The sequence below is a fragment of the Psychrobacter nivimaris genome (assembly GCF_009812035.1).
Classification (GTDB): Bacteria; Pseudomonadota; Gammaproteobacteria; order Pseudomonadales; family Moraxellaceae; genus Psychrobacter; species Psychrobacter nivimaris.
Map to the genome: position 1 here is coordinate 130,833 of NZ_VZIZ01000019.1, position 26,288 is coordinate 157,120.

General features: G+C 43.7%; 26 protein-coding genes. 13 read left to right on the forward strand and 13 right to left on the reverse strand.

Features of this window, described 5'->3' with window-relative positions:
• Positions 1–60: 60 nt before the first annotated feature.
• The 3 genes from FQV37_RS08725 to FQV37_RS08735 all read left to right on the forward strand — a co-directional run bounded on the left by FQV37_RS08725 (position 61) and on the right by FQV37_RS08735 (position 1,377).
• Entirely contained in the window at positions 61–381 is a 321-nt protein-coding gene (locus tag FQV37_RS08725; RefSeq protein ID WP_160022391.1) for a BolA family protein, read from the forward strand.
• A gap of 74 nt (positions 382–455) precedes the next feature.
• On the forward strand, positions 456–815 hold the full coding sequence (locus FQV37_RS08730; RefSeq protein ID WP_102094089.1) for a SirB2 family protein: 360 nt from the start codon (positions 456–458) through the stop codon (positions 813–815).
• Positions 816–981: 166 nt separating this feature from the next.
• Positions 982–1,377: a hypothetical protein gene (locus FQV37_RS08735; protein WP_102091853.1), complete on the forward strand. Its 396-nt coding sequence runs from the start codon at positions 982–984 to the stop codon at positions 1,375–1,377.
• A 207-nt stretch (positions 1,378–1,584) separates the two neighbouring features.
• Here the strand turns inward: FQV37_RS08735 and trxC are convergent, their stop codons facing one another.
• The 3 genes from trxC to FQV37_RS08750 form a co-directional block, all read right to left on the reverse strand.
• The gene (trxC, locus tag FQV37_RS08740) at positions 1,585–2,022 is read right to left on the reverse strand and encodes a thioredoxin TrxC (protein ID WP_160022393.1); all 438 of its coding nucleotides are present in this window, start codon (positions 2,020–2,022) and stop codon (positions 1,585–1,587) included.
• 159 nt (positions 2,023–2,181) lie between these two features.
• Positions 2,182–2,802 carry a class I SAM-dependent methyltransferase gene (locus tag FQV37_RS08745; protein ID WP_160022395.1) on the reverse strand — a complete coding sequence of 207 codons (621 nt, stop codon included), beginning with the start codon at positions 2,800–2,802 and terminating at the stop codon, positions 2,182–2,184.
• A 159-nt stretch (positions 2,803–2,961) separates the two neighbouring features.
• Complete coding sequence (locus FQV37_RS08750; RefSeq protein WP_160022397.1) at positions 2,962–3,834, reverse strand: MBL fold metallo-hydrolase; 873 nt, start codon at positions 3,832–3,834, stop codon at positions 2,962–2,964.
• Between the two features lie 378 nt (positions 3,835–4,212).
• Between FQV37_RS08750 and FQV37_RS08755 the strand changes: the two genes are divergently transcribed.
• The 6 genes from FQV37_RS08755 (at position 4,213) to FQV37_RS08780 (ending at position 9,394) form a co-directional block, all read left to right on the forward strand.
• The gene (locus tag FQV37_RS08755; protein WP_057761516.1) at positions 4,213–4,500 is read left to right on the forward strand and encodes an ArsR/SmtB family transcription factor; all 288 of its coding nucleotides are present in this window, start codon (positions 4,213–4,215) and stop codon (positions 4,498–4,500) included.
• Between the two features lie 46 nt (positions 4,501–4,546).
• A complete protein-coding gene (locus FQV37_RS08760) occupies positions 4,547–6,250 on the forward strand; it encodes a SulP family inorganic anion transporter (RefSeq protein WP_160022399.1) in 1,704 nt (567 codons plus the stop codon).
• Between the two features lie 236 nt (positions 6,251–6,486).
• The gene (locus FQV37_RS08765; RefSeq protein WP_057761519.1) at positions 6,487–6,813 is read left to right on the forward strand and encodes a protein tyrosine phosphatase family protein; all 327 of its coding nucleotides are present in this window, start codon (positions 6,487–6,489) and stop codon (positions 6,811–6,813) included.
• Positions 6,814–6,876: 63 nt separating this feature from the next.
• Positions 6,877–7,209 (forward strand): protein tyrosine phosphatase family protein, encoded by a 333-nt coding sequence (locus tag FQV37_RS08770; RefSeq protein ID WP_057761521.1) that lies wholly within the window; start codon positions 6,877–6,879, stop codon positions 7,207–7,209.
• A 387-nt stretch (positions 7,210–7,596) separates the two neighbouring features.
• Positions 7,597–8,454, forward strand: a complete 858-nt coding sequence (locus tag FQV37_RS08775; RefSeq protein WP_160022401.1) for a bile acid:sodium symporter family protein — start codon at positions 7,597–7,599, stop codon at positions 8,452–8,454.
• Between the two features lie 181 nt (positions 8,455–8,635).
• Complete coding sequence (locus FQV37_RS08780; RefSeq protein WP_160022403.1) at positions 8,636–9,394, forward strand: glutathione S-transferase family protein; 759 nt, start codon at positions 8,636–8,638, stop codon at positions 9,392–9,394.
• Between the two features lie 84 nt (positions 9,395–9,478).
• Here FQV37_RS08780 and FQV37_RS08785 read toward each other — a convergent pair whose 3' ends face one another.
• Both FQV37_RS08785 and ahpF read right to left on the reverse strand, forming a co-directional pair.
• Positions 9,479–10,927 (reverse strand): alanine/glycine:cation symporter family protein, encoded by a 1,449-nt coding sequence (locus FQV37_RS08785; protein WP_160022405.1) that lies wholly within the window; start codon positions 10,925–10,927, stop codon positions 9,479–9,481.
• Between the two features lie 258 nt (positions 10,928–11,185).
• Complete coding sequence (ahpF, locus tag FQV37_RS08790; RefSeq protein ID WP_102094098.1) at positions 11,186–12,763, reverse strand: alkyl hydroperoxide reductase subunit F; 1,578 nt, start codon at positions 12,761–12,763, stop codon at positions 11,186–11,188.
• A gap of 439 nt (positions 12,764–13,202) precedes the next feature.
• Here ahpF and FQV37_RS08795 point away from each other — a divergent pair, with 439 nt between their 5' ends.
• The gene (locus FQV37_RS08795) at positions 13,203–13,451 is read left to right on the forward strand and encodes an HP1242/YdcH family protein (protein WP_057761532.1); all 249 of its coding nucleotides are present in this window, start codon (positions 13,203–13,205) and stop codon (positions 13,449–13,451) included.
• A gap of 169 nt (positions 13,452–13,620) precedes the next feature.
• On the opposite strand, the gene ahpC is transcribed toward FQV37_RS08795, so the two are convergent.
• Positions 13,621–14,187 (reverse strand): alkyl hydroperoxide reductase subunit C, encoded by a 567-nt coding sequence (gene ahpC, locus FQV37_RS08800; protein WP_057761534.1) that lies wholly within the window; start codon positions 14,185–14,187, stop codon positions 13,621–13,623.
• Positions 14,188–14,455: 268 nt separating this feature from the next.
• Here ahpC and FQV37_RS08805 point away from each other — a divergent pair, with 268 nt between their 5' ends.
• Together FQV37_RS08805 and FQV37_RS08810 are read left to right on the forward strand one after the other, a co-directional pair.
• Positions 14,456–15,367: a hydrogen peroxide-inducible genes activator gene (locus FQV37_RS08805; protein ID WP_160022407.1), complete on the forward strand. Its 912-nt coding sequence runs from the start codon at positions 14,456–14,458 to the stop codon at positions 15,365–15,367.
• A 40-nt stretch (positions 15,368–15,407) separates the two neighbouring features.
• The gene (locus FQV37_RS08810) at positions 15,408–16,079 is read left to right on the forward strand and encodes an HD domain-containing protein (RefSeq protein ID WP_160022409.1); all 672 of its coding nucleotides are present in this window, start codon (positions 15,408–15,410) and stop codon (positions 16,077–16,079) included.
• Here the strand turns inward: FQV37_RS08810 and FQV37_RS08815 are convergent.
• The 7 genes from FQV37_RS08815 to FQV37_RS08845 all read right to left on the reverse strand — a co-directional run bounded on the left by FQV37_RS08815 (position 16,057) and on the right by FQV37_RS08845 (position 24,833).
• A complete protein-coding gene (locus FQV37_RS08815; protein WP_160022411.1) occupies positions 16,057–16,659 on the reverse strand; it encodes a methyltransferase domain-containing protein in 603 nt (200 codons plus the stop codon). The genes FQV37_RS08810 and FQV37_RS08815 overlap by 23 nt on opposite strands.
• A 204-nt stretch (positions 16,660–16,863) precedes the next feature.
• Entirely contained in the window at positions 16,864–17,517 is a 654-nt protein-coding gene (locus FQV37_RS08820; protein WP_160022460.1) for a M48 family metallopeptidase, read from the reverse strand.
• A gap of 96 nt (positions 17,518–17,613) precedes the next feature.
• Positions 17,614–19,176, reverse strand: a complete 1,563-nt coding sequence (locus FQV37_RS08825) for a DUF1513 domain-containing protein (RefSeq protein ID WP_160022413.1) — start codon at positions 19,174–19,176, stop codon at positions 17,614–17,616.
• 3 nt (positions 19,177–19,179) lie between these two features.
• Positions 19,180–20,331 (reverse strand): imelysin family protein, encoded by a 1,152-nt coding sequence (locus FQV37_RS08830; protein ID WP_160022415.1) that lies wholly within the window; start codon positions 20,329–20,331, stop codon positions 19,180–19,182.
• Between the two features lie 69 nt (positions 20,332–20,400).
• Entirely contained in the window at positions 20,401–21,957 is a 1,557-nt protein-coding gene (locus FQV37_RS08835) for a di-heme oxidoreductase family protein (protein ID WP_160022462.1), read from the reverse strand.
• 403 nt (positions 21,958–22,360) lie between these two features.
• Positions 22,361–23,821 (reverse strand): imelysin family protein, encoded by a 1,461-nt coding sequence (locus FQV37_RS08840; protein WP_160022417.1) that lies wholly within the window; start codon positions 23,819–23,821, stop codon positions 22,361–22,363.
• 355 nt (positions 23,822–24,176) lie between these two features.
• Positions 24,177–24,833 (reverse strand): YiaD family glycine zipper/OmpA-like lipoprotein, encoded by a 657-nt coding sequence (locus FQV37_RS08845; RefSeq protein ID WP_057761553.1) that lies wholly within the window; start codon positions 24,831–24,833, stop codon positions 24,177–24,179.
• Positions 24,834–25,207: 374 nt separating this feature from the next.
• On the opposite strand from FQV37_RS08845, the gene FQV37_RS08850 reads away from it, so the two are divergent.
• On the forward strand, positions 25,208–26,170 hold the full coding sequence (locus FQV37_RS08850) for an acyltransferase (RefSeq protein WP_160022419.1): 963 nt from the start codon (positions 25,208–25,210) through the stop codon (positions 26,168–26,170).
• Positions 26,171–26,288 lie beyond the last annotated feature (118 nt).

Here is a 26,288-nt window from a genome sequence, read left to right on the forward strand (position 1 = left end):
CGATAAATATTATTTGAAGATTGTCCAATCAAATTGCACAAAATATATTGAAGGATTGTTATGAGTACTACACCTACTGCCGACGCACTTCATGCCGAACTACAGGCGCTTGCGCCGCAGCATATCGAACTGATCAATGAGTCGATGTCTCATGCTGGTTACTTTGAAGGTAAAGAAAGCCACTTTAAGCTCACTATCGTTAGCGATGCATTTGAAGGCAAACGACTGGTCGGGCGTCATCAGCTGATATACGGCTTAGTTACGCCTTTACTTACTTCACAAGGCGGCCAAGTACATGCCCTCGCTATCCATGCCTATACTCCGACAGAATGGCAAGGTCAAAGCCCTGCGAGTCCATTATGTGCTGGTCAAAACAAATAGCCGACTATGTTTGAATCGCAACTACATATTTTAGATTAGCCTATATACTGCAGTTTTAGAGGGAGCAATATTCAATGAAACACCTACATATGCTGATGGCAGCGCTGACTGTTGCGCTATTTTTATATCAAAGCTACTTAGTACTCAGCGCAGACCGCCGCGCACCACGTGTGGTCAAAATAGCCACGCATATTATCTATGCCCTGCTTATCCTGTCAGGTGCGATGATGCTAATGCAATTGATGGGTGCCAATGCTCCTGTACAGTGGGTGTTTGCCAAAATCATCTTACTTATCGCGGCTATTAGCTCAAGTATTAAAGCGTTTAAAGTTGATGCGACACCAGTGCAAAGAAAAACAGGTATTCTTATCGCTGCCGTTGCTTATATCGGGATCGTGATACTTGCCTTTGCTAAGCCCGCAAACTTATTTTAATAAGCGATTTGCTTTATTAATAAGCAACCGTTTTAGAAAGCTGTCGGTGTGTTGATGATATGATGCGAAAATTTTTCATCATCGATGGATTTTCAATATCTTAATTGCGCTATTTTTGCTATCTTAAATAGATATAAATACAATCACTTAGCCTACTGGAGCCATTATGAAAACGTTTACGACAGCGACACTACTAGCTGGTATTTTTGCGCTCTCAGGCTGTGCCTCTACTGGTAACATCACCCCACAATATGTACCGCCAAGTACTTATCAAAATTATAATTGCCAAGCACTTGGCCAAGAGTACACTCGCGTCAACCGCTATGTCGAAGCGGCTCGTAACGAGCAATCTACCCTATCGGCATCAGGCGTCGGTGTTGGCGTCTCTGCTGGACGCTGGGGTATCTCGCCGAATATCAGCTTTGGTCTAGGCAAGAGCAACAATACCAAAGCACGTGATGCAAAATTATCGCGTCTCTACGGTGAGCGTGATGCAATTGTCCAGTCAGCACGCATTCAGCGTTGCAGTTTTGCCAATGGCATCAAGATTTATGGTGAGTAAGCTTAAGAAAATGCAAGGCTATCTGAACGACTAAGATAGTGTATGACACCGTAAAATAGTACATGACACCATAAAGTAGTACATGAAATAGCAAAAAAGCCAATATGCAGATCGCGTATTGGCTTTTTTACTGCTACGGTTTTTTATAAGAAAACATGAGCTTTTAGATAGATAGCTTGGAGAAAAAGTAATCTAGCCTGACTAATACTACGACTGTAAGCTTTGCACCCATTGGATGATTTGATGACTTGGTAGCGCGCCTGATTGTCGAGCGACTTCCTGACCATTTCTAAAAGCAACCATCGTTGGCAAGCTGCGAATATTATAAGGAGCGGCTGCCTGCTCGTATTTATCCGTTTGTACCTTTGCAAAGACCACCTGCGGTAATTGGCTAGCAGCGCTCTTGAACTCTGGCGCCATCATGATGCAAGGCTGACACCAGCTCGCCCAAAAATCTACGATAGTCAGTACATCGTTCTTTTGGATAACCTTATTGGCTGTTTGCGCATTTAGCTCATGTGGACTGGCAGTCAATAATGGCTGGCCACATTTACCGCACTTTGGCGCAGCGCTTAGTCGTGCAGCAGGCACACGGTTGGTTGCTTGGCAATGTGGGCATACTAGATGAAAACTTTGCTCACTCATTATTTAATTCCTATTCTAATTATTTTGTTATTTCAAATACTGTTCATGAACGCTCTTATCTAAAGGCTATTTACGTTGCTTGCTGTAGTTATAGCTGTAGTCGTCGTTGCGTTGATTGATTACATGAATAATTTTAGCATAGTTAATTGGGCTTATCCTTTATGCGAGTTGCTGTGCCACACCGCTATACACATAGCTCATCGGCCGTGGACCGGGCAAATACGCTTCGCTCAACTCATCAATAGCAAAACCACCTTCTCTAATAAGCGCCGGAATATCGCGATTTAAATGACACCCACCTGCTATAGGCTTCCAAAAAGGCGTCAATCGATGCTGCCAACGCTCAACAGAAGAATCTGGTGCCAGTCCGTGCTCACAAAATAGTAAGCGACCGCTAGGTCTTAGCACGCGCGCCATTTCTCGGAGCGCGGCTACTGGGTCATCAATACTGCACAAGGTAAAAGTCATTACAATCGTATCAAATTGATCTGTATCAGCATGAATACCTTGTACATCGACAGCTATCACTTCAACCGGAATGCCAATGTCAGCTGCACGCTCACGAGCCAGCGACTGCATCTGAGCTGCTGGATCCACACCGATAATAGAAGAGACTTTATTAGCATCGTAAAACTGCAAATTCAAACCGCTGCCAATGCCAATCTCCAACACCTTACCGAGCGCTTGCGGAACAATTTTGGAACGTGCTTTCATGACATTGCCCGTACTACAGGCAATATCTATCATCTTTGGCAACACATAGCGCTCGTAAGGGTTCATTGTTCTCTCCAGTTATTGCCGCCTTTAGCGCTTGCAGTTGGTCATACACAGTATCTAAAAACGGACAGTCTACAGGTTAGCATTCTTATAGATATCAATCATACGATACTTACGTAGAGCTGCATCGGGTAATGATTTTCATTTATTAAACTGTTTAACTTATCCACCGAGGACATTGATCGGAACTTTTAGATAGCGTGTACCATTGTCTTCTGGCTCGGGGAAATGTCCTGCATCGATATTGATTTGTACAGCGGGAATTATGAGGCGAGGCATATCTAGAGTCGCATCACGGCGCTCACGCATTTGTACAAACTCTGCTTCGTTTATACTGTCTTTAACATGGATATTCTCTAGTTTTTGCGCGGCTACTGTTGTCGTTGGGCAGTGCTGACGACCTTTGCTCGGATAATCATGACACAGATACATGACCGTATCTTCAGGAAGTGCTAGCAGCTTTTGAATAGATTGATAAAGCGTTTTGGCATCGCCACCAGGGAAATCGCAGCGTGCTGTACCGACATCAGGTGCAAACAACGTATCCCCAACGAATACCACTGTTTTCTCATCATCAGCGGCTAGATAGGCCATATCTGCACGCGTATGACCGGGTACATACATCGCAGTGATAGTAATGTTGCCAAGCTCTAAGGTCTCGCCTTCGTCTGTCAAAATATCAAATTGGCTGGCATCAGTGCTGAAACTGGTGTCAAAGTTAAAAATTTGCTTAAAGATTTTTTGTACTTCGGTGATATGCTGACCGATGACTAACTGTCCGCCAAGGCTTTCTTTTACATGGATGGCCGCTGATAAATGATCTGCATGCGCATGAGTTTCAATAATGTACTTGAGCGCCCAATCTTGCTCACGTACAAACTCAATCACTTCATCGACACTGCTGGTATTGGTTCGGCCTGACTTAGCATCGAAGTTCAATACAGGATCGACAATAGCACATAATTTTTGCTCAGTATCAGCAAGTACGTGGGTATAGGTTTCTGTATCGCTATCTAAAAAAGAATGAACTTGCATGGCGGCCTCTTTGATTATTTATACATAAGTTATTTATACATATTTTGGACATAGGGATTTTTATCTTTAATTAACCCTTAAGTATGATATTCAGTCGTATATAATGCGTTCCTACGACTTATCTGATGCCACCAATATAACAACCACCATACAATTTATCAATTTATATAATGTAATTAATGATAACTTGCTATGTGGCGTGATATCATTGATAATCAACTATATATTGCTCAAAAAATCATGGCATTTGTTACCATCTAATGTAAGGAATTTGTTCTGACTACTTCTATTTCAGCCGAAGGTACACCTACTCGCAGTACCACTGACGATGGGTCATCTGATACTGCAGATTTAGTACCTGCCGATCTTGCCAAGCAAATGCAGCAAGCATCGCTACAAGCCAGCCAACTACTAAAGTCGCTATCGCACCCTGATCGCCTACTTCTTCTCTGTCAATTGACCCAAGGTGAATATTGCGTCGGTGAGCTGGAGGATTTGGTCGGGGTTGGACAGCCGAGCTTATCGCAGCAATTGGGTATATTGCGCAAAGACGAGCTGGTCGCCACACGCCGCGAAGGTAAGCAAATTTACTATAGTATCGCAAGCGAGGATGCGCTAGCTGTACTCGATCTGCTGTATCAACGTTTTTGTGCCAAAGCAGAATAACGCCGCCCTCGCCTAATTATTTATACTATCTACTGTGGTGATTGATATGTCCTCTATCGTCGCTCGTCTGATTCCAGCTTGGCTGCGTCAATACCAGCTCTCAGCGTTGCCGACTGATCTCGTCGCAGGCATAGTGGTGGGCGTGTTGGTCATACCGCAGAGCCTAGGTTACGCGGTATTGGCAGGACTGCCACCTGTCTATGGCCTATATGCAGCGATCGTACCTGTCCTCGTTTATGCTTGGCTCGGCTCTAGCAATGTACAAGCCGTAGGACCCGTTGCCATTACCGCTATCATGACCGCCAGTGGTCTACTGCCTTATGCTGAGCAAGGCACTGAACAGTACGCACTGATGGCCAGTCTATTGGCACTGATGGTAGGTGCACTGCTATGGATTGCAGGACGGTTAAAACTTGGCTGGATCGTGCAGTTTATCAGTCGCGGCGTGTCCGCAGGGTTTGTAAGCGGTGCAGCAGTCCTTATATTTGTCAGTCAGCTCAAATATCTGACCGACATTCCGGTCACTGGCAATAGTTTGATTGGATATTTATCCACCATGCAGCGCTATGCCAGCCAGCTGCATCTATTGACCTTAGCTATTGGTGTGACCGCATTTACGCTATTGGTTGCCAATCGCTATGCAAGTGAGTGGATATGGCAGACGTGGCTATCATCGTCATATGCCAAATGGGCAGAGCGCTTATTCCCGCTTATTTTACTTGGCATCGCTATCGTACTCAGTATGGCACTGCATTGGAGCACACATGGTGTGGCGACCATCGGTCGTATTCCACAAGGGCTACCGAGCTTTACGTTACCGCATATCTCTGATCTACAAGAGGCGCTAAAGCTATTGCCGACAGCAGGGTTGATGGCACTAATCGTATTTGTGTCGAGCAGCTCAGTTGCCAGTACCTATGCTCGCTTGCGTGGTGAGAGCTTTGATGCCAATCGTGAGCTGACTGGACTTGGGCTGGCCAATCTGTCTGGTGGACTGTTCCAAAGTTTTGCGGTTGCGGGTGGCTTTTCGCGTACGGCTATCAATGCCGACTCAGGTGCGAAGACACCACTTGCCAGTCTCGTTACCGTACTGGTAATGATTGCCGCGCTCATAGCCTTTAGCAATGCACTTGCCCCACTACCCTATGCACTACTGGGCGCAACCATCATGGCCTCCATCATTGGCCTGATAGATATTGCGACGTTGAAATCTGCATGGCAGCGCGATCGCTTAGATTGTGCTAGCTTTTTAGCAGCGTTCGTCGGTGTTCTGATATTTGGTCTAAACACAGGGCTGGTCATTGGTCTAATGGTGTCATTCGCCAGTCTTATCTGGCAGTCAAGTAAGCCTCACGTAGCTGTCGTTGGACAGTTGGGCGGTACAGGACATTTTCGTAATATCAATCGCCATGACGTCGTAACTTTTGACGACTTATTGATGTTACGTATCGATGAGAGTTTGTTCTTTGGTAATAGTGAATCCGTACATCGACGTATCCTCAATGCCATGCAGCAATATCCCGATGCCAATGAAATCATATTGATTATGGCCGCTGTCAATCACATAGATTTGACCGCTCAAGAAATGCTTTGTACCTTAAACCACGAGTTGGCGTTACAGAATAAGCGCTTACATTTTAGCTTTATCAAAGGTCCTGTGATGGACATCATCGGTCACACCCCATTGATTAGCGAGCTATCAGGACAAGTCTATCTAAGCACCTTAGATGCTGTCGATGCGTTAAAATAATCTATAGTTTGACCACAACAAAGTTGCTGCTACATTAATTTCACTCAACCTCAATTACTATTCTCGCCTACAACACAATATCGCTATGATAGCGCCTGTGTTATGCTAGACGCACTAAATAGGGAATCAATTAACCTAGAAATCGGCCTAAAAAATGCTGATTTATAGTCCTTTGATATTCTTAGCCCAACCCTCAATAATAAATATACTTTAACAAATATAACTGAACCTATTTTATGACCGATGATTTAACGATTTATAAGCAAATATACCCAAGCCAATGCGTTAAGATTGCTGAGCTTGGTTATCGCTCAGTGCTTAATATTCGCCCAGATGCCGAGATTGAAACACAGCCTAATAGCTGCGATTTGGCAACGGCTACCGAACAGGCAAACCTAGCGTATCAACATCTACCGTTTGATGATGAGCGCCTAAGTATGCTGACGGTCGAGCAGTTTGCCGATTTCTATCACTCAATGCCCAAACCTATATTGATGTTTTGCGGTACTGGGGCACGTGCCAAGCTACTGTACCAAAGCGCATTGATGCAAGGCCTGTTATAACAACCATCGCTCGAACTAACACGTTTTATAAACCCAACAACACCAATAAAAAAAGGAGCTCTTATGAGCCATGAAGTTAGCTTTACCGGACAAATCACGCCTGACCAAGTGCCTATGATTGCCGAAAATGGTTTCAAAACCATTATCAATAACCGTCCTGATGGTGAAGAGCCAAATCAGCCAACCAGTGCCGAAATCGAAGCAGCAGCCAAAGAAGCTGGTCTTGCTTATAAAGAGATTTCTTTTGCAGGTAATGAGCTAAATCAAACTCACGTCGAAACGTTTGCAGATTTCTTTAATCAAGCTGAGCAGCCAATGCTGATTTTTTGCCGCACGGGTAACCGCTCAAACGGTATCTATGAAGCAGCCAAGCAAATGGATTTACTAGACGACTAGTGCAGCATAAGTAGACTAGAAAGTTAGCGTATTTAGCCCACAGAATCTTGTGGGCTTTTTACTGTGCGTATCATTATGCTCAAAGTGTCATTAGCCACAAACAACCCAATCACTACCTAGTCACTGCCTAATCACCTCCCGATAGCTTCCAACAACTTCGACCAACCTCGATAGTCACGACAAGTGGGTTACTATACGAGCGTAATACCGCTATTATCATTTGATAGGCTTGATCTAGCTTGGTGGTTAAGACACCTCATTAGCTAGACGATTAAATACCTAAACACATGGAATGTGAGCAGCTATATGGTGACAAGGTTGCCCCGCTGCTATTTACTTTCAAAACGCCATCTTGATATGGTATTTTAGTTTCACAAGGAATGTTTGATGAATAATACCGCGCTAGCATTACTGCCACTAGCCCTTGCCTACATTATGTTCACTCTAGGAGCAGGGCTAAAACTGAGTGATTTTAAGGTCATTGCCAAATATCCAAAAGCGTTCTTTGTTGGCTTAATCAATCAAGTTGTGTTGGTACCGTTGGTTGCGCTAGCAGTCGTGTTAGTAACGGCTCCGCCACCAGCGATTGCTTTTGGGATTATGCTGATTAGTTTTTGCCCCGGCGGCGTCACTAGCAACATGCTGACCTACTATGCCAAAGGAAATGTCGCGCTCTCTATCGCGTTGACTGGTGTGGTCAGCATATTGTCGGTAATTACGCTGCCCATTCTAATTACGTTGGCTTTTGATCATTTTATGAAAGATCAGGCGAACTCTATTAGCGCGATAAAGATTGGCCTAGTCATGTTCTTATTGACCACATTGCCCGTATCTCTTGGTATGCTTGCTCGCCACAAATTTACTGACTTTATGGTACGTCGCAGCAGTCTTCTAAACGGCTTGGCTAGCGTGTTTTTTGTACTAATTGTCTTTGCTGCTATTGCCTCTAACTGGCAACTACTACAATCACAATTCACTCAAATTGGTTTAGAGCTGATCTTTATCATTGCTATTTTATTCGCTATTAGCATCTCGATCTCTAGAGTCCTAAAGCTTAGCTGGTTTGATACTAAAACCATCTCGATAGAAACCAGTATCCAAAATAGTACGACGGCTATTACCTTAGCGCCTATCATCATGGGCGTGAGCACACTGCCTGTTATTGCGCTGCCTGCTGCTTTGTACGGTGTGCTGATGTATGTCGTTGCGCTGCCCGTTATTTTCCTAATCAAAAACAAGAACTGATTGTAGTAAGTACGAGAAATAAAAAGCGTCCTTCTAAATAGGTGCCCGTCTAAATATTAGATAGGCGTTTTCTTGAAATAGGATTTAAATGATAAAAATATAGCTCGGTTTATAGACTGGTCAATACTCAAGATTGAGTACATAATAAAATGCTACTGTTATCGCTTAATAGGACTCTATGATGGAAAAACCGTTATTAATTATTGGGAATAGAAACTACTCATCTTGGTCGCTACGAGCATGGCTATTGCTCAAAGCGTTCAATGTTGATTTTGATGAGCAGCTTGTTGAGTTGTTTCATCCATCAGCACGTCCAACGCTCGAAACGCATTCACCAACGGGTAAAGTGCCTATTTTAGTCTATGGTGAAAAAGATAATAAAGTAACCGTTTGGGACACCTTAGCGATTGCGATGCATGTTAATGAGTACTTTACGGATATTGATATTTGGACAGGCACTGATAAACCTAACACTGAAACACGAAATAATAATCAAAGTAGAATAAATAGCGCCTATTGCCAAAGCATCGTAGCTGAGATGCATTCGGGATTGACAGGTATTCGTAATGAAATGCCGATGAATATACGAGCAACGGCTAAGATACAGCCAAGTAGTGCTTGCTTAGCAGATATCACTCGTATCGAAGACATCTTTGACGATTGTTTAAAAGGTCGCTCAGCAGACAGTTTCTTATTCGGAGATTTCACAGCAGCCGATGTGTTTTTTGCTCCAGTGGTGCTGCGATTACAGACTTATGCTGATGCGTCCAATATTGCTTTGCAGCCAATGACCAAGCAGTATTGCCAAACTATGCTAAATCATCCACACATACAGGCGTGGCAACAATCAGCACTGACAGAAACTCGAATTATTGAAGAAGACGAAGCAGGCGAGATCATGTCGATAGCTGGCGTATTGGCGAATAACCATTCATTTTAGGCATAAATAATATCTTACATAAAAAAACCACTTCTGCTTAGCTAAAGTGGTTTTTTCTTTCATGAGAAATAAAGCGTACGAGTACTACTGTTTTTGATCTAACGCTTCTTTTACCGCTTTTTTGCCCCATGCGCTCAGATCGAGATCCAATTTTTCATACTCTTGTGCATCAAATAACGGCTCTTTAACCCCTGATCTTAACTGACTTGCAAAGTCGTCAAGTAGACGCTTAGCTCGTGGAAATAACATTATCAAGGCCAATAAGTTTGCTAGCGCTAGCACGCCCATCAACGGATCAGCGAAGAAGAACACTGCGGTTGCTGCAGGAGCCACTGCGCCCAAGAATAATACCGCAATCACAACAACTCGCAAAACCAGAGTCGCCATTTTGATATTCTTTTTGACCAAGAAATTAATGGCATTTTCACCCATATAATAGTTATACATGATAGAGCTTAGGGCAAATAGCAATATCGATATGGTCAGGATATACTGTGCCCAATCCCCAAGCTGGGTCGTGAGCGCTTGCTGTGCCAGTACAATACCATCGACTTCAGCACCTGGTTGATACACGCCGCTCAGTAAAATCATAAATGCGGTGGCACTACATACGATTATCGTATCAATAAATACAGATAATGACTGCGAGATACCTTGACTCACAGGATGAGTGGCATAAGCGGTGGCAGCAATATTAGGCGCAGAACCTAGACCTGCTTCATTAGAGAATAAACCACGCTTCATACCTTGCTCAATCGCCACACCAATACCACCGCCCACGACAGACTCAATACCAAATGCATTTTTAACAATCATTACCATCAACGTAGGCAGCTCTGTGACATTGAGCAATATAACAACAAGTGCCATACCAATATAGATTAATGCCATAACAGGAATGACAACGTCAGCTACTTTTGCAATGCGCTGAATACCGCCAAAGACAATAAATCCACCTGCAATTACCAGTACTACACCCGTTATCCAGCGGTCAATCCCAAAGCTTTCAAGCGCTGAGCCTGCTACCGTATTGCCTTGGAACGCGATAAACCCAATAGAGAAAGACAGTAGTAAAGCAATAGCATAAATGACGGCAAGCCAGCGATAGTCTTTACCTAACCCATGTAAAATATAGGTCGCAGGGCCACCGCGAAAGTTACCATCATTGTCTCTACGCTTGTAAAGCTGGGCTAAGCTACATTCGACAATACTGGTCATCATGCCAATTAAGGCCACAACCCACATCCAGAATACCGCTCCCGGTCCTCCTAAAGAGATGGCAACAGCAACGCCAGCAATGTTACCGCCGCCCACACGTCCACCGATAGAAACGAGCAACGCCTGACGAGCAGAAATTCCGTCGTCTCCTACTTCATCCGTTTTGAACACACGGAACATACGTTTAAAATATTTAAACTGAGCGAACCTACCTACGATGGTAAACAATAAACCAAAAATAATTAGCATAGGCACGAGCGCCCAGCCCCACGTTAGATCCCCGACTAGGGCAAAAAAAGCTTCAATGTATTCCATGCCTATTTTCCTTATAGTTCATGACGCTATGATAGGTTTTATTGCATACATTATTGCATCAACAACACGAGTTTGTAATGCAAATGTCGAATTTGTAACGTAAATACTGATATTTTCTGAGTGAAATCGCGTTATTTGTTTACTTAAGAGTCCATTTTCTAATTATCAGGATTTTTTTATATAGACGTATTTATGCGATAGCACAAAAAAACCACCTCAACCGAGGTGGCTTTTTATACTGAAACTAAACCGAACAGCTTACTGCATGACCAAGTATTCAAACGCTGACAATGCCGCTTTACTACCTTCACCCATCGCAATGTTAATTTGCTTAAATGGTACGGTGGTTACGTCACCACAAGCAAAGATACCTTTACGATCTGTACGGCAGCGCTCATCGATTTCGATCTCACCAAAGCGGTTTAGATCAACGAAGCCTTTGATGAACCCAGTGTTTGGTACTAAACCAATCTGTACAAACACCCCTGATAAATCACGCTCATGAGTCTCACCTGTGCTGCGATCTTGGTAGACGATAGACGATACTTTGCCATCAGTCGCTTTGATCTCTTGTGTCGCTGCACCGGTAATGAACTCAATGTTGGTTTTCTCTTTAGCTTTATTGATCAGTACTTGGTCAGCTTTTAACTCATCAGCGAACTCGAGTACAGTAACGTGATTGACGATACCTGCCAAATCTAAGGCTGCCTCAACGCCTGAGTTACCACCACCGATCACTGAGATGTCTTTACCTTTGAAGAATGGGCCGTCGCAATGCGCACAGAAAGCCACACCTTTACCAATGTTTTCTTCTTCGCCTGGTACGCCAAGCTTACGCCACTGGGCACCTGTCGCCAAGATAATACTACGAGTCTCGAACGTCTCACCAGTATTTAGATGGATACTGTAGTTCTCTTCTTCAGTCTCGCCGATTTCTTTAACGCTCACATGCTCTTTTAGCGTGATATTATATTCGGCCAAGTGCTTAACAAAGTTGGTCGATAAATCTGTACCATTGGTTAGCGGCACTGAAATCAAGTTCTCAATGTCTTGCGTGTCTTTGACCTGTCCACCGATACGATCAGCGACCATCGTGACTTTTAAGCCTTTACGCGCTGTATAAATGGCTGCAGCCACACCTGCAGGGCCAGCACCGATGATAGTGACGTCTTGCTGCTCTAATTGCTCAGCATCGTCTTCTACTTCTGACAGTAAATCAGGGAACTGCTCTTGCAATTTTCCAATCAATTTAGCAGTGTCGATTAGACCATTAGCAAATGGCTTACCATTCAAAAATACAGCTGGTACACCTTGAATTTTATTCGCTTCTACTTGCTCTTGAAACAATGCACCATCGATCATCTCGTTGCTGATACCATCGTTTAATAGCGCAAACTGGTTCAATGCCTGAACGACTTCTGGGCAGCTATGGCATGACAATGACACGTAGGTCTGGAACTGTAATGGCTTATTAAAGCGCTTAACTAACTTTTGGATACCTTCATCCAACTTTAGCGTATGGCCACCCGCTTGCAAAATCGCCAAAATCAATGACGTAAACTCATGACCACCTGGGATACCGCTGAATACGATACCAGTATCGTTTGATTCGCCATCAATGTGACTGACTACTTTAAAACTAATCGCACTAGGCAAACTATCGTCAGTTGCTTCTGCATCGAAATTGATTTTGTCTGTCGTTCCAGCAATCTTGGTCAAAAAATCTACCAATTCTGCACGTTTCGCATGCGTACCATTACCCAATACAAAGGTAATTGGACGTGTCATGTTTTCGCTATAGCTCTTAACGGCATCTAATAAATTTTGATCTATCATGTTTGTTCCTCATTATGACTGAATATGTAACGGCAGCTGTCATGCTACGCGTCTAAATATGAAATAGTTGGTGTTGATAATTTTGTATAAAAGGTTATATATAGTGGGCTCTTGCCCTTTGATGTGTCTATTATCAAGCGTTTAGCGAGTTTCGGCAAGCTGAGAAACTCAAACTTTATGTTTTATAAAACAAATCGTTTATTGCTTTAAATAATTAAATACAAATACACAAACAAATGATAGTGATGGTACATGGTCTATTTTTTCGCTACAATCGAATGGTATTGATAGCAATATGCATTATCAATATCGTGAAGTAGCTATCTTTATTACCATTAAACTTTCACCCCTTCCAAAAAAAATCTCACCATCATAAGCGTCTTAACCATAACGTGCTTACGCTTATTCTAAGCTTGCACTAAATAACAAGGATGACAACATGACAATGACAGACACATGGCAAGATCACAGTGATATTATCGATGAGCTCAAGCAAAAGGACACGCATTTTGCGAGTATCTTTGACGAGCATACAACTCTAGATAGGCAAATCAATAAGCTTGAAAACGATGTGGTCAAGCATGCCAGTCGCGACGAAGAAATCGAACAGATGAAACGACGAAAGCTACAGCTTAAAGACGAGATTTATAAAACCATTGATAAAAATAAAGCACAGTCTCGCGCTTAATATTGCGTCTATACTTAGAGATATGCTGAAAAATAATACTAACAATATCTATGCTTAAGACGTAAAAAGACCCCATCAACTTATGTTAATGGGGTCTTTATTTGTAGCACTGACTTAAATCAGACGTTTAAGATACAGCGCTACTTTTATCTAAGTATGAAATATCTACTTAGATTTTACCAACTAGGTCAAGACTTGGCTTTAATGTGTCGCCGCCTTGTTCCCAAGCTGCTGGGCAAACTTCGCCGTCGTTTTCACGAACATACTGTGCTGCTTTCACTTTACGTAGCATATCTTTTGCACTACGGCCGATACCGCCAGCATGGATTTCAGCTACTTGGATCAAGCCATCAGGATCTACTAAGAACGTACCGCGCTCAGCCAAGCCTGCTTCTTCAATCATGACGTTGAAGCCACGAGTGATTTTACCAGTAGGATCGCCGATCATTGGGTATTGTACTTTACCGATAGCTTCTGAAGAATCATGCCATGCTTTGTGCGTGAAATGCGTGTCAGTAGATACTGAGTATACTTCAACACCAAGACCTTTTAGCTCGTCATAATGAGCGGCCATGTCTTCTAGCTCAGTTGGGCAAACGAACGTGAAATCAGCTGGGTAAAATAGGAAAATCGCCCAGTTGCCTTTTACGTCTTCTGAAGTGATGGTTTTGAATTCACCGTTTACGTATGCATCTGCTGAAAATTCTGGGATTTCTTGATTGATGATAGACGCCATGGTTGGCTCCTCTATAGTTAAGTAAATTGGAAATTATTTATATGGTTTTTTCAATTAGCCCTCTAGCTCTCTGGGCTACCTGACAAACTATACGCGAATTCTACGGTTAATCCAGTTAAAAGTTTTTAATGTGATGTTTTGTTTTATTAAACTTGTTAAACTATTATCTCTACATTTTATCATTGGTGCTTAATTGGTAATTTGCTACCTTATAAAGGTTGACCAAACATAATAAATTGCATTAAAAACCCACTAACAGAGAGGTTTTATGATTACTTTACGACAACTTGAGTTTGCCCTAGCCGTCGCCAAACATCGTCATTTTAAACGTGCGGCTGAAGATTGCAATATCTCGCAATCTGCACTAAGTTTGGGTATCGCAGAATTAGAAAAACAGCTAGATACTCAGATTTTTGAGCGCAACAATAAACAGGTATTGATTACCCCTATCGGTCAAGACATCCTCACACGGGCGCAGCGAGTGTTTTCTGAGGTCAGCGATTTGACCACGCGTGCTCATAGCCATCAGACGCCGCTTGCCTATCCCATGACTGTCGGTATCATTCCGACGATTGCGCCTTATTTGCTGCCAAAAGTACTGCCTGCGCTGCGTGCACAATATCCAGAGTTCCGTATGACCATCGTCGAACAACAGACAGAGCGTTTGCTTGAACAGGTACGCTACGGTCATATCGACACCGCTATCATTGCGCTACCTTATGCGGTAGATGGGCTACACAGTTTTGAGTTTTGGAGTGAAGACTTCTTTGCTGTATTTCCAAAAGATGACATACATGCCAAGCTTGAGACCATCAATGCTGATGAACTGGCAACTGCCAACCTCATGCTACTTGGTGAAGGACACTGCCTAACTGACCAGACCCTGTCTGTTTGTCATTTCGACCGCGCACAAATGAAATCAAGCTTCTCAGATGCCAGTTTAAACACTTTGATTCAAATGGCACTTGCCAATATGGGCACAACGCTAGTGCCTGAAATGGCGCTCGATCAGCTACACCTGCAAAACCAGAATGCCGTCGCCATACCATTGGCTGAAGACGGGCCGCATCGCCATATTGCCTTTGTCACCCGTCTGAACTATGCGCGTGTCGATGATGTTAGCTTGCTCGGTGATGTATTCAACAAAGCATTTAAAGACGCAGTGGCTAACAAAGAATAATCAAACCATCTTTACCACGGTCATAGTGCAAAAATGACATATGAAAACTGTCTTATATAAACATGATGATCTTGGCAAGTACTTTGCACAGCACTTGTCAGCTATGACCAGTGCTATCACGCCAAAGCAAATAGATAGGCTGTGGCAGGATATCGTAATGCGCTATGGTGAACCACAACGTGCTTACCATACACTCAATCACATTGAGCAGTTATTGGTACAGCTTGAGAATATTAATCACATTCTGTCTGAGCCGCATATCATTGCATTGGCACTGTACTATCATGATGTGATTTACGACCCAACACGCTCCGACAACGAGTTGAGAAGTGCAGAATTTGCAACAGATACCTTGAGCCCTTATCTCAGTCCAGAGCAATACCAACAGATTCACGCTCTCATTATGATGACCGCTAATCATCAGATAGATACGTTGGTAGCCAGTGACAAATATAACGATGCGGCATATCTGTTAGATATGGATTTAAGTATCTTGGGCGCGCCGTGGACTGCATATGAGCAATATGCAAAGGCGATACGTCAAGAATATAAGCATGTTGCCGCTGACAACTACCGTGATGGGCGCACTGCAGTGTTGCAAGGATTACTAGCACATCCCAAGCTTTATCTAACTGACCATTACTACAATCAGTTGGAAACACAAGCTCGAGATAATATCAAGCGCGAGCTTACTTCGCTCGCAGCTTTATAAATAGCTCACTACCCTGCCGTGCTGGATGTGAATTATAGCTGGGCTCCATAATATCGATATCAAAATGACTTTGAAAACGCTGCTGGTACTCTTCCTTGCTGCCGCCGAATGGTGGCTCTTTGCGTCCAAAATCCGTGTCAAACAACAACCCAACCAGTTTACCTTGTGGCTTTAACAGCATTGCCATCTGTTGCACGTATTCATCACGTCGCGATGGATTGATCGCACAAAAAAACGTCTGCTCAAGTATCCAATCAAATTGACACTGCTCAGCTGACAAACTAAAAAAATCCGCACAGATCAGATGCTCAGAAGGGAAAGTAGGATAGCGCTCTGCAAATGCTTCAATTGGTGCAGGGGCAAAGTCAACCAACGTAATATTGGTAAAACCTTGCTCATATAAATAGCCTACTTCATAAGCATTACCCGCACCTGGCACTAGTATCGCTTGATCTTTCGCGCTCTCAGGTAGCTGGTCGATATAAGCTTTTAGCGGTGGTGACACCTGCCCCATGTCCCAACCGATGCTGTTCTTCTCATAACGCTGCTGCCAAAACTCCGCTTGGTTGACGTTTTCCATATGACATCCCTGTATATAAACTTGTTAATTAAACGACACGATTTGTACCGTTATTTCTTATAATATCAGGCTTATCCAGGTGTGTCCTTATTTTAAAAATGATGATAAAAATAGGACTTAATGCTCTGCATAATGAAAGTTACACAGATGATATCGAGGTGCTTACTAGAACTATTTAGCTGATTAGATAGTTAGATGATAGGTTTAGTCCAGCTGTCCTGTCTTGCCCGCTAGGATATTATGCCATTGCTGATAATCTGGCATCGCTGTGGCAACGGTTTGCCAAAACGCTCGGCTATGATTGGCATGATGCAAGTGGCACAGCTCATGAACGATTACGTATTCGGTGCATTCGATAGGATAGGCAGGAAGATAAACCGATAGCCAAATTCGTTTTGCGCGCGTGTTGCAGCTGCCCCAACGCGTGTGCATTTTTTTTAACCGTATTTCATTGGCATAAGCGCCAACGATTGGCTGCCACTTTTTAAATAGTGCAGGTGCGACTTCGGAGAGTTGTTGCCGATAATAGGTGATTTTTTGATCGGGGCTGAGCCTAAATGATTGCTCTGTACCCCATAACAACACTGAATTATTAGCAGTTGAAAAGTCTGATGACGTATTCTGTCTACGTTTGTATTGCTCTAATACTTGTTGGTGATTTGCAATAGCCCACGGCACCCGCTTAGCCACAGCATGCAACATTTGTGATGCGCTGACATGCATCGGTGCAGAGACCATCAACGTATAAGGCTTTAAGCGAAAATTGATATTTTTAACACGCTTTTTACTGATGTTTAGCTCGATGCCTGCCTGTGCAAGCTGCTGTCTGACAGTATCTAAATTGGTGTCTAAGCTAATGCTCTACCTCCTTGGCTGACTATTACTGCCATTCTAGCAATAGTCATTATTAATCGCCATGCCTATTCGTCTGTAGCTCTTTCTTAGCGTCACTTATTATAACGCTTGTAAGTGGTTGTCAAACGACATCATATGCAGTTGACTGTCTTTGATAATCCGCTCATGAGTTTCAACATCGTTTACGTTCAATTTTACTTCTGGTAAAGCATTTACTTTTAGCGCTGTTAACTGCCCTTGACCATCACTGACGATAAATCCTGTCGGCTCGGTATGTTTATCAATTTCACCCACTGAAGCACTAGAATTAACTAACACCGAAGCCCCTGCACAATCTGGCAGGCTTACATCATCAATCAGCTCGCGAGTATGCAAATCATAAATCGCCGCACAGCCACCAATCGGCGTGGTCACACACAGTAAGTTACACTCACTATCCACCGCCACGCTAGCGATATATTGGTGAAAACGTTGCCATTGATTATTTGGCATAGTGAGTGGTGTAAAGCTGGCATCACCACGTTTATGAGTCAGCACTAACGGTACATTGATATGCTTTTCACCTTGGAACTGAATACCGATCATGACAGTGCCGTTATTGTGCATGGCTAAGTGGCGCACACTCATCTGATTATGCTCGGGAGTTATTTGCTCAAGCAGTGTGCCATCGTGACGATTCAAATAAACTAGTGAGGGTCGCATGGTATCTAGATTGAGCTCTTCGCGTGAGGCCTGCTCAGTTTTGATGCCACCATTTGCAATGACGAGCGTTTCGCTATCAGGATGCATAATCAGCTCATGCGGGCCGATACCATATGAGTCAAATTCTGCTACTTTTTTATAAGCATCATTGGCATCATAGATACCAATTTTACCTGCCAAACTCACTGTGTCGTTCTCGGTTACGTAAAGCAAGCTGCCATCTAAGCTATAGCAAGCATGACCATAAAAGTGACGGTTTACATCAGCTTTGATCGCATGTTGTACTTGCCCATTTGACGTATTAAGCACCCAAAATCTTTCACTTGGACGACGACCCATGACGACGACATCACGTCTCTGCTCGACATTATTATGCTGAGTTTGAGCTTCAGACACATTGACAGATACAGGCTGAACAACGATGTCGTGGACACGCTCAGGCATAGTCGTTTGCCAAACGATTTGTCTATCGGCATCAATACCTACCACACCAAAGTCGTGCTCATTCTGGCTTGATGTAGCCTGACCTTTTGGCATGGAGGCGACGCCACTGACCCAACTGACTGGTCGTGCCAGCATCGTTGTCGTATGCATGACAGCAAAATCAGGTACATCACTATTATCATCACCTACAGCATGATAAGCCTGCTTCCAGGTTGCCGCTGCTTGCTCACAAGCATAGCGCAATCGCGAAAGCTTCGGCGTTGAAACAGGTGCCGCACGTAATGCTTGCAACTGCGTACAAATACCATCTACATAATCTTGCAGACTGGCATCTGGATGCTGCTGCTTACGATAACGATGGTGAATACCGACTAGCGCCGCCGTACCCACTGCTGTCAGCACTGAAGTCGTCAAAAGCTCATGAGCTGACGAAGTTCTCCCAGACCGATTAGACCTGTTCATCTGGTCATGAGTCTGGACTGCTGACACTGCTGTACCCGCTTCGATAGTAGACATTGTCTAATCGCCATCAGTGCTGTTAAAGCCCACACGGATACCAAGTGCTGGGATTAACTGGCGCTTAATCAGACGAGTGACATCAGTCAGATGATCGTATAACGCTTGTTGATCATCCTTATTAGCCTCTGATAAATCTTCTGGCATTTGTGCTAATAATGCGGTTGTATCAGCTAATGCGGTCGATAAATTATCCGAAACTTTGTTTTCATCATTGCTGCCAAGAATAGCCGTCAGTACTGGGTCAGTCATGGCTTTATTGATAGTATCTAACTTAGCATTGATAATAGCGCGGCTCTGACCAGCAGTAGCAGCAGGCAGATGACCTTTTGCTTTACCTGTCAGACCTAGTGGCTGATCAATGGCATTAGACTTCATGGTCTCAATCAATGACAATAGAGAGTTAATCCACTGATTTAGACCTCTATCGCTTTCTGCTGTTTTGTCTATCGCCAATAAATCAGTCACGTTTTGCTGCCAGTTTTTCTCGATGTCTTTTAGACGCGTGCTCAACGCACTACTGGCACTAATCACGTAAGCACACTGACCAGCGTCTAAACTGTCATTGGCAAACAAAGCCTCTTCCAACCCTGGTACGCCTTGTACGATAGCGCTCTCGCCAGCAAGTTGTTCTGGCGTTAGTTTTGGATTGGCAGCAATCAAATCAGCCACGCCACTGTGTACAAGTCCGCGCTCGTCAGGATAGTAGTTGATGTATAGATTGCTCATACTAGCAGTCGCAGGACCAAAGTTGACCATCTCAGCACTTGACCACGCTTGTGCCAATACTAGCCACTGTGCACGTAATGCTTGTAGCTCATCGCCACTTACTGGCGCTTGGGTACAGTGCTTCTGCGCCAGTTCGTTCAACAGATCGCTTTGCTTGGCTGCATCAGCATACGCAGGAATCACGATATCGTCTGCCACATGCGTCAAATACGTTTTTGCAGTCTCAGGGCTGATATCTACTGCAACGATTTGCTCAGTACTTTCTTTGCTGTTTTCTATTGAGCTGTCAGTAGCTGCACTGTCTTGCACAACTTTTTGGCTGTCTACATCTGCAGCTTTGTTGTCATCGGCAGGTTTGACACAACTGATCAGCAGTCCAGCACTCAATGCAGATAGCGCCATTGCCAAAGCGTGGTTTATTTTCATAGGTTTCTCGGTAATGTTATAGCTAGTAATTTATAGCGTTTTTATACTGATTTTATAATAGCGACTTTATTACAGCGACTTTAGGAACGCATTAAGCTCTGCGCGACCTTGTTTGTCTAACTTTAATACTTGTTGCTTTTGCTTTTCGGCTTCTCCGCCATGCCACAAAACAGCTTCCATCAACGTACGGGCACGGCCATCATGCAAGAACGTCGCTTGAGGATCAACTGTTTGAGCAAGTCCTACGCCCCAAAGTGCTGGCGTACGCCATTCATAAGAGTTGGCTAAAAATTCAACTTGGGCACTTTTCGGTGGTAGTTTGCCAGCAATCGTACGATCAGCGAGATCATCGCCCATATCGTGCAATAGCAAATCTGTGTAAGGATAAATCACTTGTCCATGCTGCTCAAGATGATCATCGTCGGTTTTTGGCAACTGATATCTTGGCGTATGGCAGCTTTGACAACCCATGTCATAAAAACGCTTTTTGCCAGCCAGCACAAGCTTATCATCTGCATTACGGCGATGCGGCACTGCTAGATTGCGAGTATAAAACTCTACAAACTTAGCAACCTCATCGTTTACTTCCACAGGTGGCTTACCATTACCCTGCTCATCAGCACCTGTCGCTGCATTTAGGCAAGCGGTCTGCGTTGGCATACAGGATTCGTTAGGACGGATGTTCGACGTCAAACCCATGTCTTCGTTAAAGGCACTTTGGTTTTGGGTAATCAGCTTGGTTTGACCCGCTTTCCACCCAAATCGTCCAAGCGCACGCTTGCCCGTTTGTGGATCCATCACCCAGTTAAACTTACCACTGATATCGCTATCATTACTGTCGCTGGCTTGTTTTTTAATGTCATCGTCAGGTATTTGCTCTAGTAGCCCAAGCCCAATCATCGGTAGCGCCACACGCGGCGATACCATCATGTCATCGTCAAAAGCACCGTAACCAGGTTTGGTCAAATTAAACGTTGGCGCACGTAGTGTCTCGACATATCCGTCAGCAAAGGTAACTGGTGTGTCTGTCCACTGCACCGCAATTCTCGCTTCAGCAGGCACGCCCTGAATACCACGATCTTGTAGCTGGCCACCATACATAGGATGAGCCACCTTTTCAATCAGCGAATCCTGTAGCTGCTGGCGCTGCTCATCGGTCGTCGCTGGCATAGACAGACGAATCAATAAACTATCAGCATCGTCATCGGCAGTCATCGGCGCATGACCTCGCCCATCTTTGACATGACAAGACTGGCAAGCGGCCACATTGAATAATGCGCCCAGTCCATCACGACTATCAGTACTAGCAGGTGCGACGACCCACGGCTGCTTGAAAAACGCGTTACCAATAAAGAATGATCCTTTACGAGAAGCAGCTAGGTTTGATGAGGGCTTCGAGTAGCTCTCAGCACTGCTAATGCTAATACCAGAGTCACCGCCCTGCTTGATCTCTTGAGGGTCAAAGCTCACCAGTTGCTGCATCGGCACGCCCGCCAGTGTTTCTATATTTTTGGCGTGTTCAGATGACAGCGCTTGGCTGTTTTCACTGCTGCTTTCATTATTTGAGGCCTGCTCTGAAGTATCGTCTGAAACGCTGTCAGATGGTTGACACGCACTGATAGCCATTGCACTGGCGATAATTAGCGCAAGCTTAGAAGGTATATGTCGTAGGATTTGAGTAGCAAGAGGGGAATCAGAGGGGTTAACATAATTGGCGTTCATAGAAATTAATTGCCTTAGCGCTAGAGTAGAACCATTAAAATTTTGTCATACCATCTCATTATATGTCGTCACAATCATTGCTTATCGACATATAATGAAATGGTACACTGGCCAATTGGCTTATTTAATGCTCGTAAAAATGCGTTGCCAACGGTGGCTGACAACGCACGTATTATATCTAATCTAAGTATCCAATAAACAGCGGTTGCTGACCTATAACGACTAATAAAACGTCGCAAAGCCAATGAAAGGCTTTTAAATAAGTGCCGCTAGCTTATAGATAAGGGCCGCTAGCTTAAATTTTTTCTTAAAACTGTGACCCAGCATCTGCGTCTAAATTATCGATTCCAACTGCTTTTGCAGCGTTTTCGATACTGGCCGTCAGCTCTTGTAAACTAGTGATACCCGCTTCAACCCATCCACGACGGACGTTTTGTTCTTCAGCAGAGATACCTTCTTGGCTAGCTTGACCGACAGTTGCAATCATCTGGTCAATCTTGATGCCGTCTTTTTCGCCTTTTTCAACGATAACGTTGAACGCGCCTTCTACTTTGTTGAACTCAGCAGCCAATTTATCAGCAGCTTCTGTGTGGCCGTTATCCGTTAGATAGTCTTTGATACCGTAGCCGCCCACTGTCTTGCCAGCGACTGTTGTATAGCTACCATTAAAGACGTTTTGGATACCGCGCGCATTATTGGCATAGCTTAAATGAGTCAAATCACTAAAGCATTCGTGCTCATCTTCGGTAGAACCCGTAACAAAAGCGACCTGCATACGCTCAGACGCAAGCTCACCTAATGCTAAGCTGCCCATTTGATACATAATTTGGCGCAGACCATTATCGTATTTGCGCGCTATCAAATCACTACGCAAAGTATTCTCAGTGTCGGGCTGCCACTGAGCTTCCATCGCGGTCAAATCATCAACCAATAGTTGAGTTGCAGCGGTTAGGAATTCACCACGGCGCTCACAGATACTGGCATCTTCATTGACGGTCTCACCACTAGTACACTGTCCGGCTTCAGTCGCATAGTCAGTGATTGGGCGATTACCTGCGCCTTCTTTTACGCCATTGTTGTCTTGACCCCACAGCATAAATTCAATCGCATGATAGCCAGTCGTTACGTTGGCTTCACTACCACCGATTTCATTCATTTCTGCGAGTAGCTCAGGCGTAATCGTACTGGTATCTTGCTTGATACTACCAACAGTAATGCTGTCGCTATTGATGATATTTTCTTGGCTGTTATATTCGCCTTCGTAGTCGTCACCAACATAATCAATCAGCGCTTCATCAAGTGGCCAAGCATTGATCTGCCCTTCCCAGCTATCGATGCTGTTGATAGCACGTTTATCATTGGCAGTCACAAAGCCTTCATCAAAACGGAAAATCTCAGTTTGTGAATATGGTTGGCGTGCTGCTTTATAGGCAGCCTTTGCAGCATCAAGGTTCTCTTGTGTTGGAGTGGCCACGTAAGTTTCTACCGCAGTTTGTAGCGCTTTAGCAGTGTCCAACGAGTCTTTATAGGCGGCGTGTGCCATATTTGCATAACTGATAATCAATCTATCAATATGTGCTTTTTCGGCAGCAGTCATCTCTGTATTATCAGTTGTCTCTGTGTTTGCTACTTCTGTTTGCGTTTCTGTCGCAGCATTGGTGTCTTCATCGGCTTGCTTTGTACAGCCCGACACCATTAACAATCCTGCAAGTGCAACAGCTAAAGTAGTTGGTAAAAGCTTACGGCTCGTTACTGTGGTAATCGTCATACATATCCTCAAGAAATATAGCAAAAAATTCGTTTTGGTTAAGTAGCCTCAATTATTTTGATAATCAAGCCATGTTACAGCAGGCTATCTTAGCCATGCACATTGACTCTCAGTGCGCACGATAAGACGTTTAATATTGCATTGATAGCAAACACTGACAAATTATAGTGTTATTGATAATCATTATCAATATTTAATTTAATATTAACTATATCTATCAATACTCACTGTTTTATTCAGACTGAAAACATAAAAAAAGAGCCAGCATATCGCTGACTCTTTTTGAAATATATGTGCTCAAATATCTAGCACATACTTAATAGCTATATAACTATTTATTAGTTATAGCTATTTATTAGTTTACGCTCTGTGGTGCATTAACTGTTAGCTCAACACGGCGGTTTTGACCACGGCCGTATTCAGTGTTGTTGTCTGCGATTGGACGTGACTCACCGTAAGCAACAACGTTTACACGGTTTGAAGCAACACCGCGAGCTGTTAAGTAGTTAGCAACTGAGTAAGCACGATCACGTGACAGACCCATGTTGTAAGATGCAGAACCCTTGCTATCAGTGTGACCAGCGATAGTAATTGTGTTTTGGTTATACTGGTTCATCGTTGAAGCAAGCTTATCAAGCGTTGGCTTGAATGATGAGCTAAGGGTTGCATCATCAAATGAGAACGTGATGCTACCTGGCATAACCAAATCAATGTTACCAGTGGTTGGGTTCTGCTCAACAGTTACGCCTGTGCCAGCCATTTGCTGCTCAAGTTGACGAGCTTGACGCTCCATGTAGTAACCAACGCCTGCACCTAGTGCTGCGCCGATAGCCGCATCACGACCAGTTTTGTCGCCGCCTGTTGCTTTTGAAATAGTTGCACCGCCTGCTGCACCAACTAGACCACCTAGAGCAGCTTTGTTTAGACGCTGTTGTCCAGTGTTTGGATCTGTTGTACAGCCGCTAAGTGCTAGACCTGATGCTACTGCTGCAATCATTAAAGTATTACGCATAATATTTCCTCTTAAGTTTAAAAATCGTGCTTTTTATAAAGATTGTCCATTAATCTTTTTTAAGTACTTATCTACATTCCCTATTATTATGGCAACTACAACCTATCTCTGTGTAATATTTTGTCATACCTATGTATGAGAAGTGCAGGTTATATTTCAATGATTTTATAGGTCAAATTTTCGCGCCTTGCTACCACTAGTCACGTTTACAACCGTACACTACAACATGTTTCTGCTAAAATTATATTGCTGAATTTGTCGGCTTTAAATAGTCATGATTTGAAGCTTTACGTTCATAATATTCCTGACTTGACTAGGACAGATTCAGCGGCATACGGCTTATTATTAATCAGATAGACTGAAAAGGATTGAGCATGCGATTGACATCTACCATTCGAAAAATGCATAAACGTTCGCCTAAATTGGGTAAAGCTGTGTCGCTTGCAACAGCCACTGGTGTCATCGCCGCCAATAGCTTCGGTGGTAGTATTCCTTTATGGCTAATGGGCGTCGGTAAAGTCATTACTGGCGCCTCTATTGCAGACAAAGCCGTCATAAAAATTGCTACTCACTGGATCAGTAGCAACAGTGCCTTGATCGATAACATGTTGCCTCGTAAAGATTGGCGTATCAACCTACCGGACGATATCCATACCAATGGTAAATACCTGCTAGTGAGCAACCACCAATCATGGGTCGATACTAGCATCGTGCAGTATATTGGCGAAAAACGTTTGCCACTTACGCGATTTTTTACCAAGTTTGAGCTGATCTACATCCCTATCGTTGGTCAAGCTTTTTACTTTTTAGATTTTCCAATGATGCGCCGACACTCAAAAGAAGCCATCGCCAAAAACCCTGCGCTAAAAGGCAAAGACATCGAAGAAGCCAAACGTGCCTGCGCCCTACTAAAAGACAAACCTTTTACCTTATTAAATTATTTGGAAGGTACTCGTTTTACCAAAGCCAAACAAGCTCAGCAAAAATCGCCTTATACGCACTTATTAAAACCTCGTGCAGGCGGATTATCATTGGCTATCAGCGCGCTAGGTGAAGATATCGATGGCATATTAGACATGACCATCGTATACCCTGATGGTGTGCCAAGCTATGGGGATCTTTGGAAAGGTAATATCAAACGCTTGGGCGTTGATTTGCGCTACATCGACATACCAGATGCGTTGTTCGAAAGTATCAAACAAGGTGGCTACGAAAATGATGAAGACACAAAAGCTCAAATGTTCGACTGGGTTGAGCAAGTGTGGCGTCAAAAAGATGAACGTATTAGCACTATGTTGGTAGATTTTGAAACCAATCCTAAAACGCAAGATGCCTAACAAAGACGCTCAGCAATACTAAACTGGCTGTCCGTCAAATCTTATCAAATACCAAGCACAGTCTATACAAGCATACTAAGTACTAAATATCGATGTAACAAACGTTAATGTAATAAGT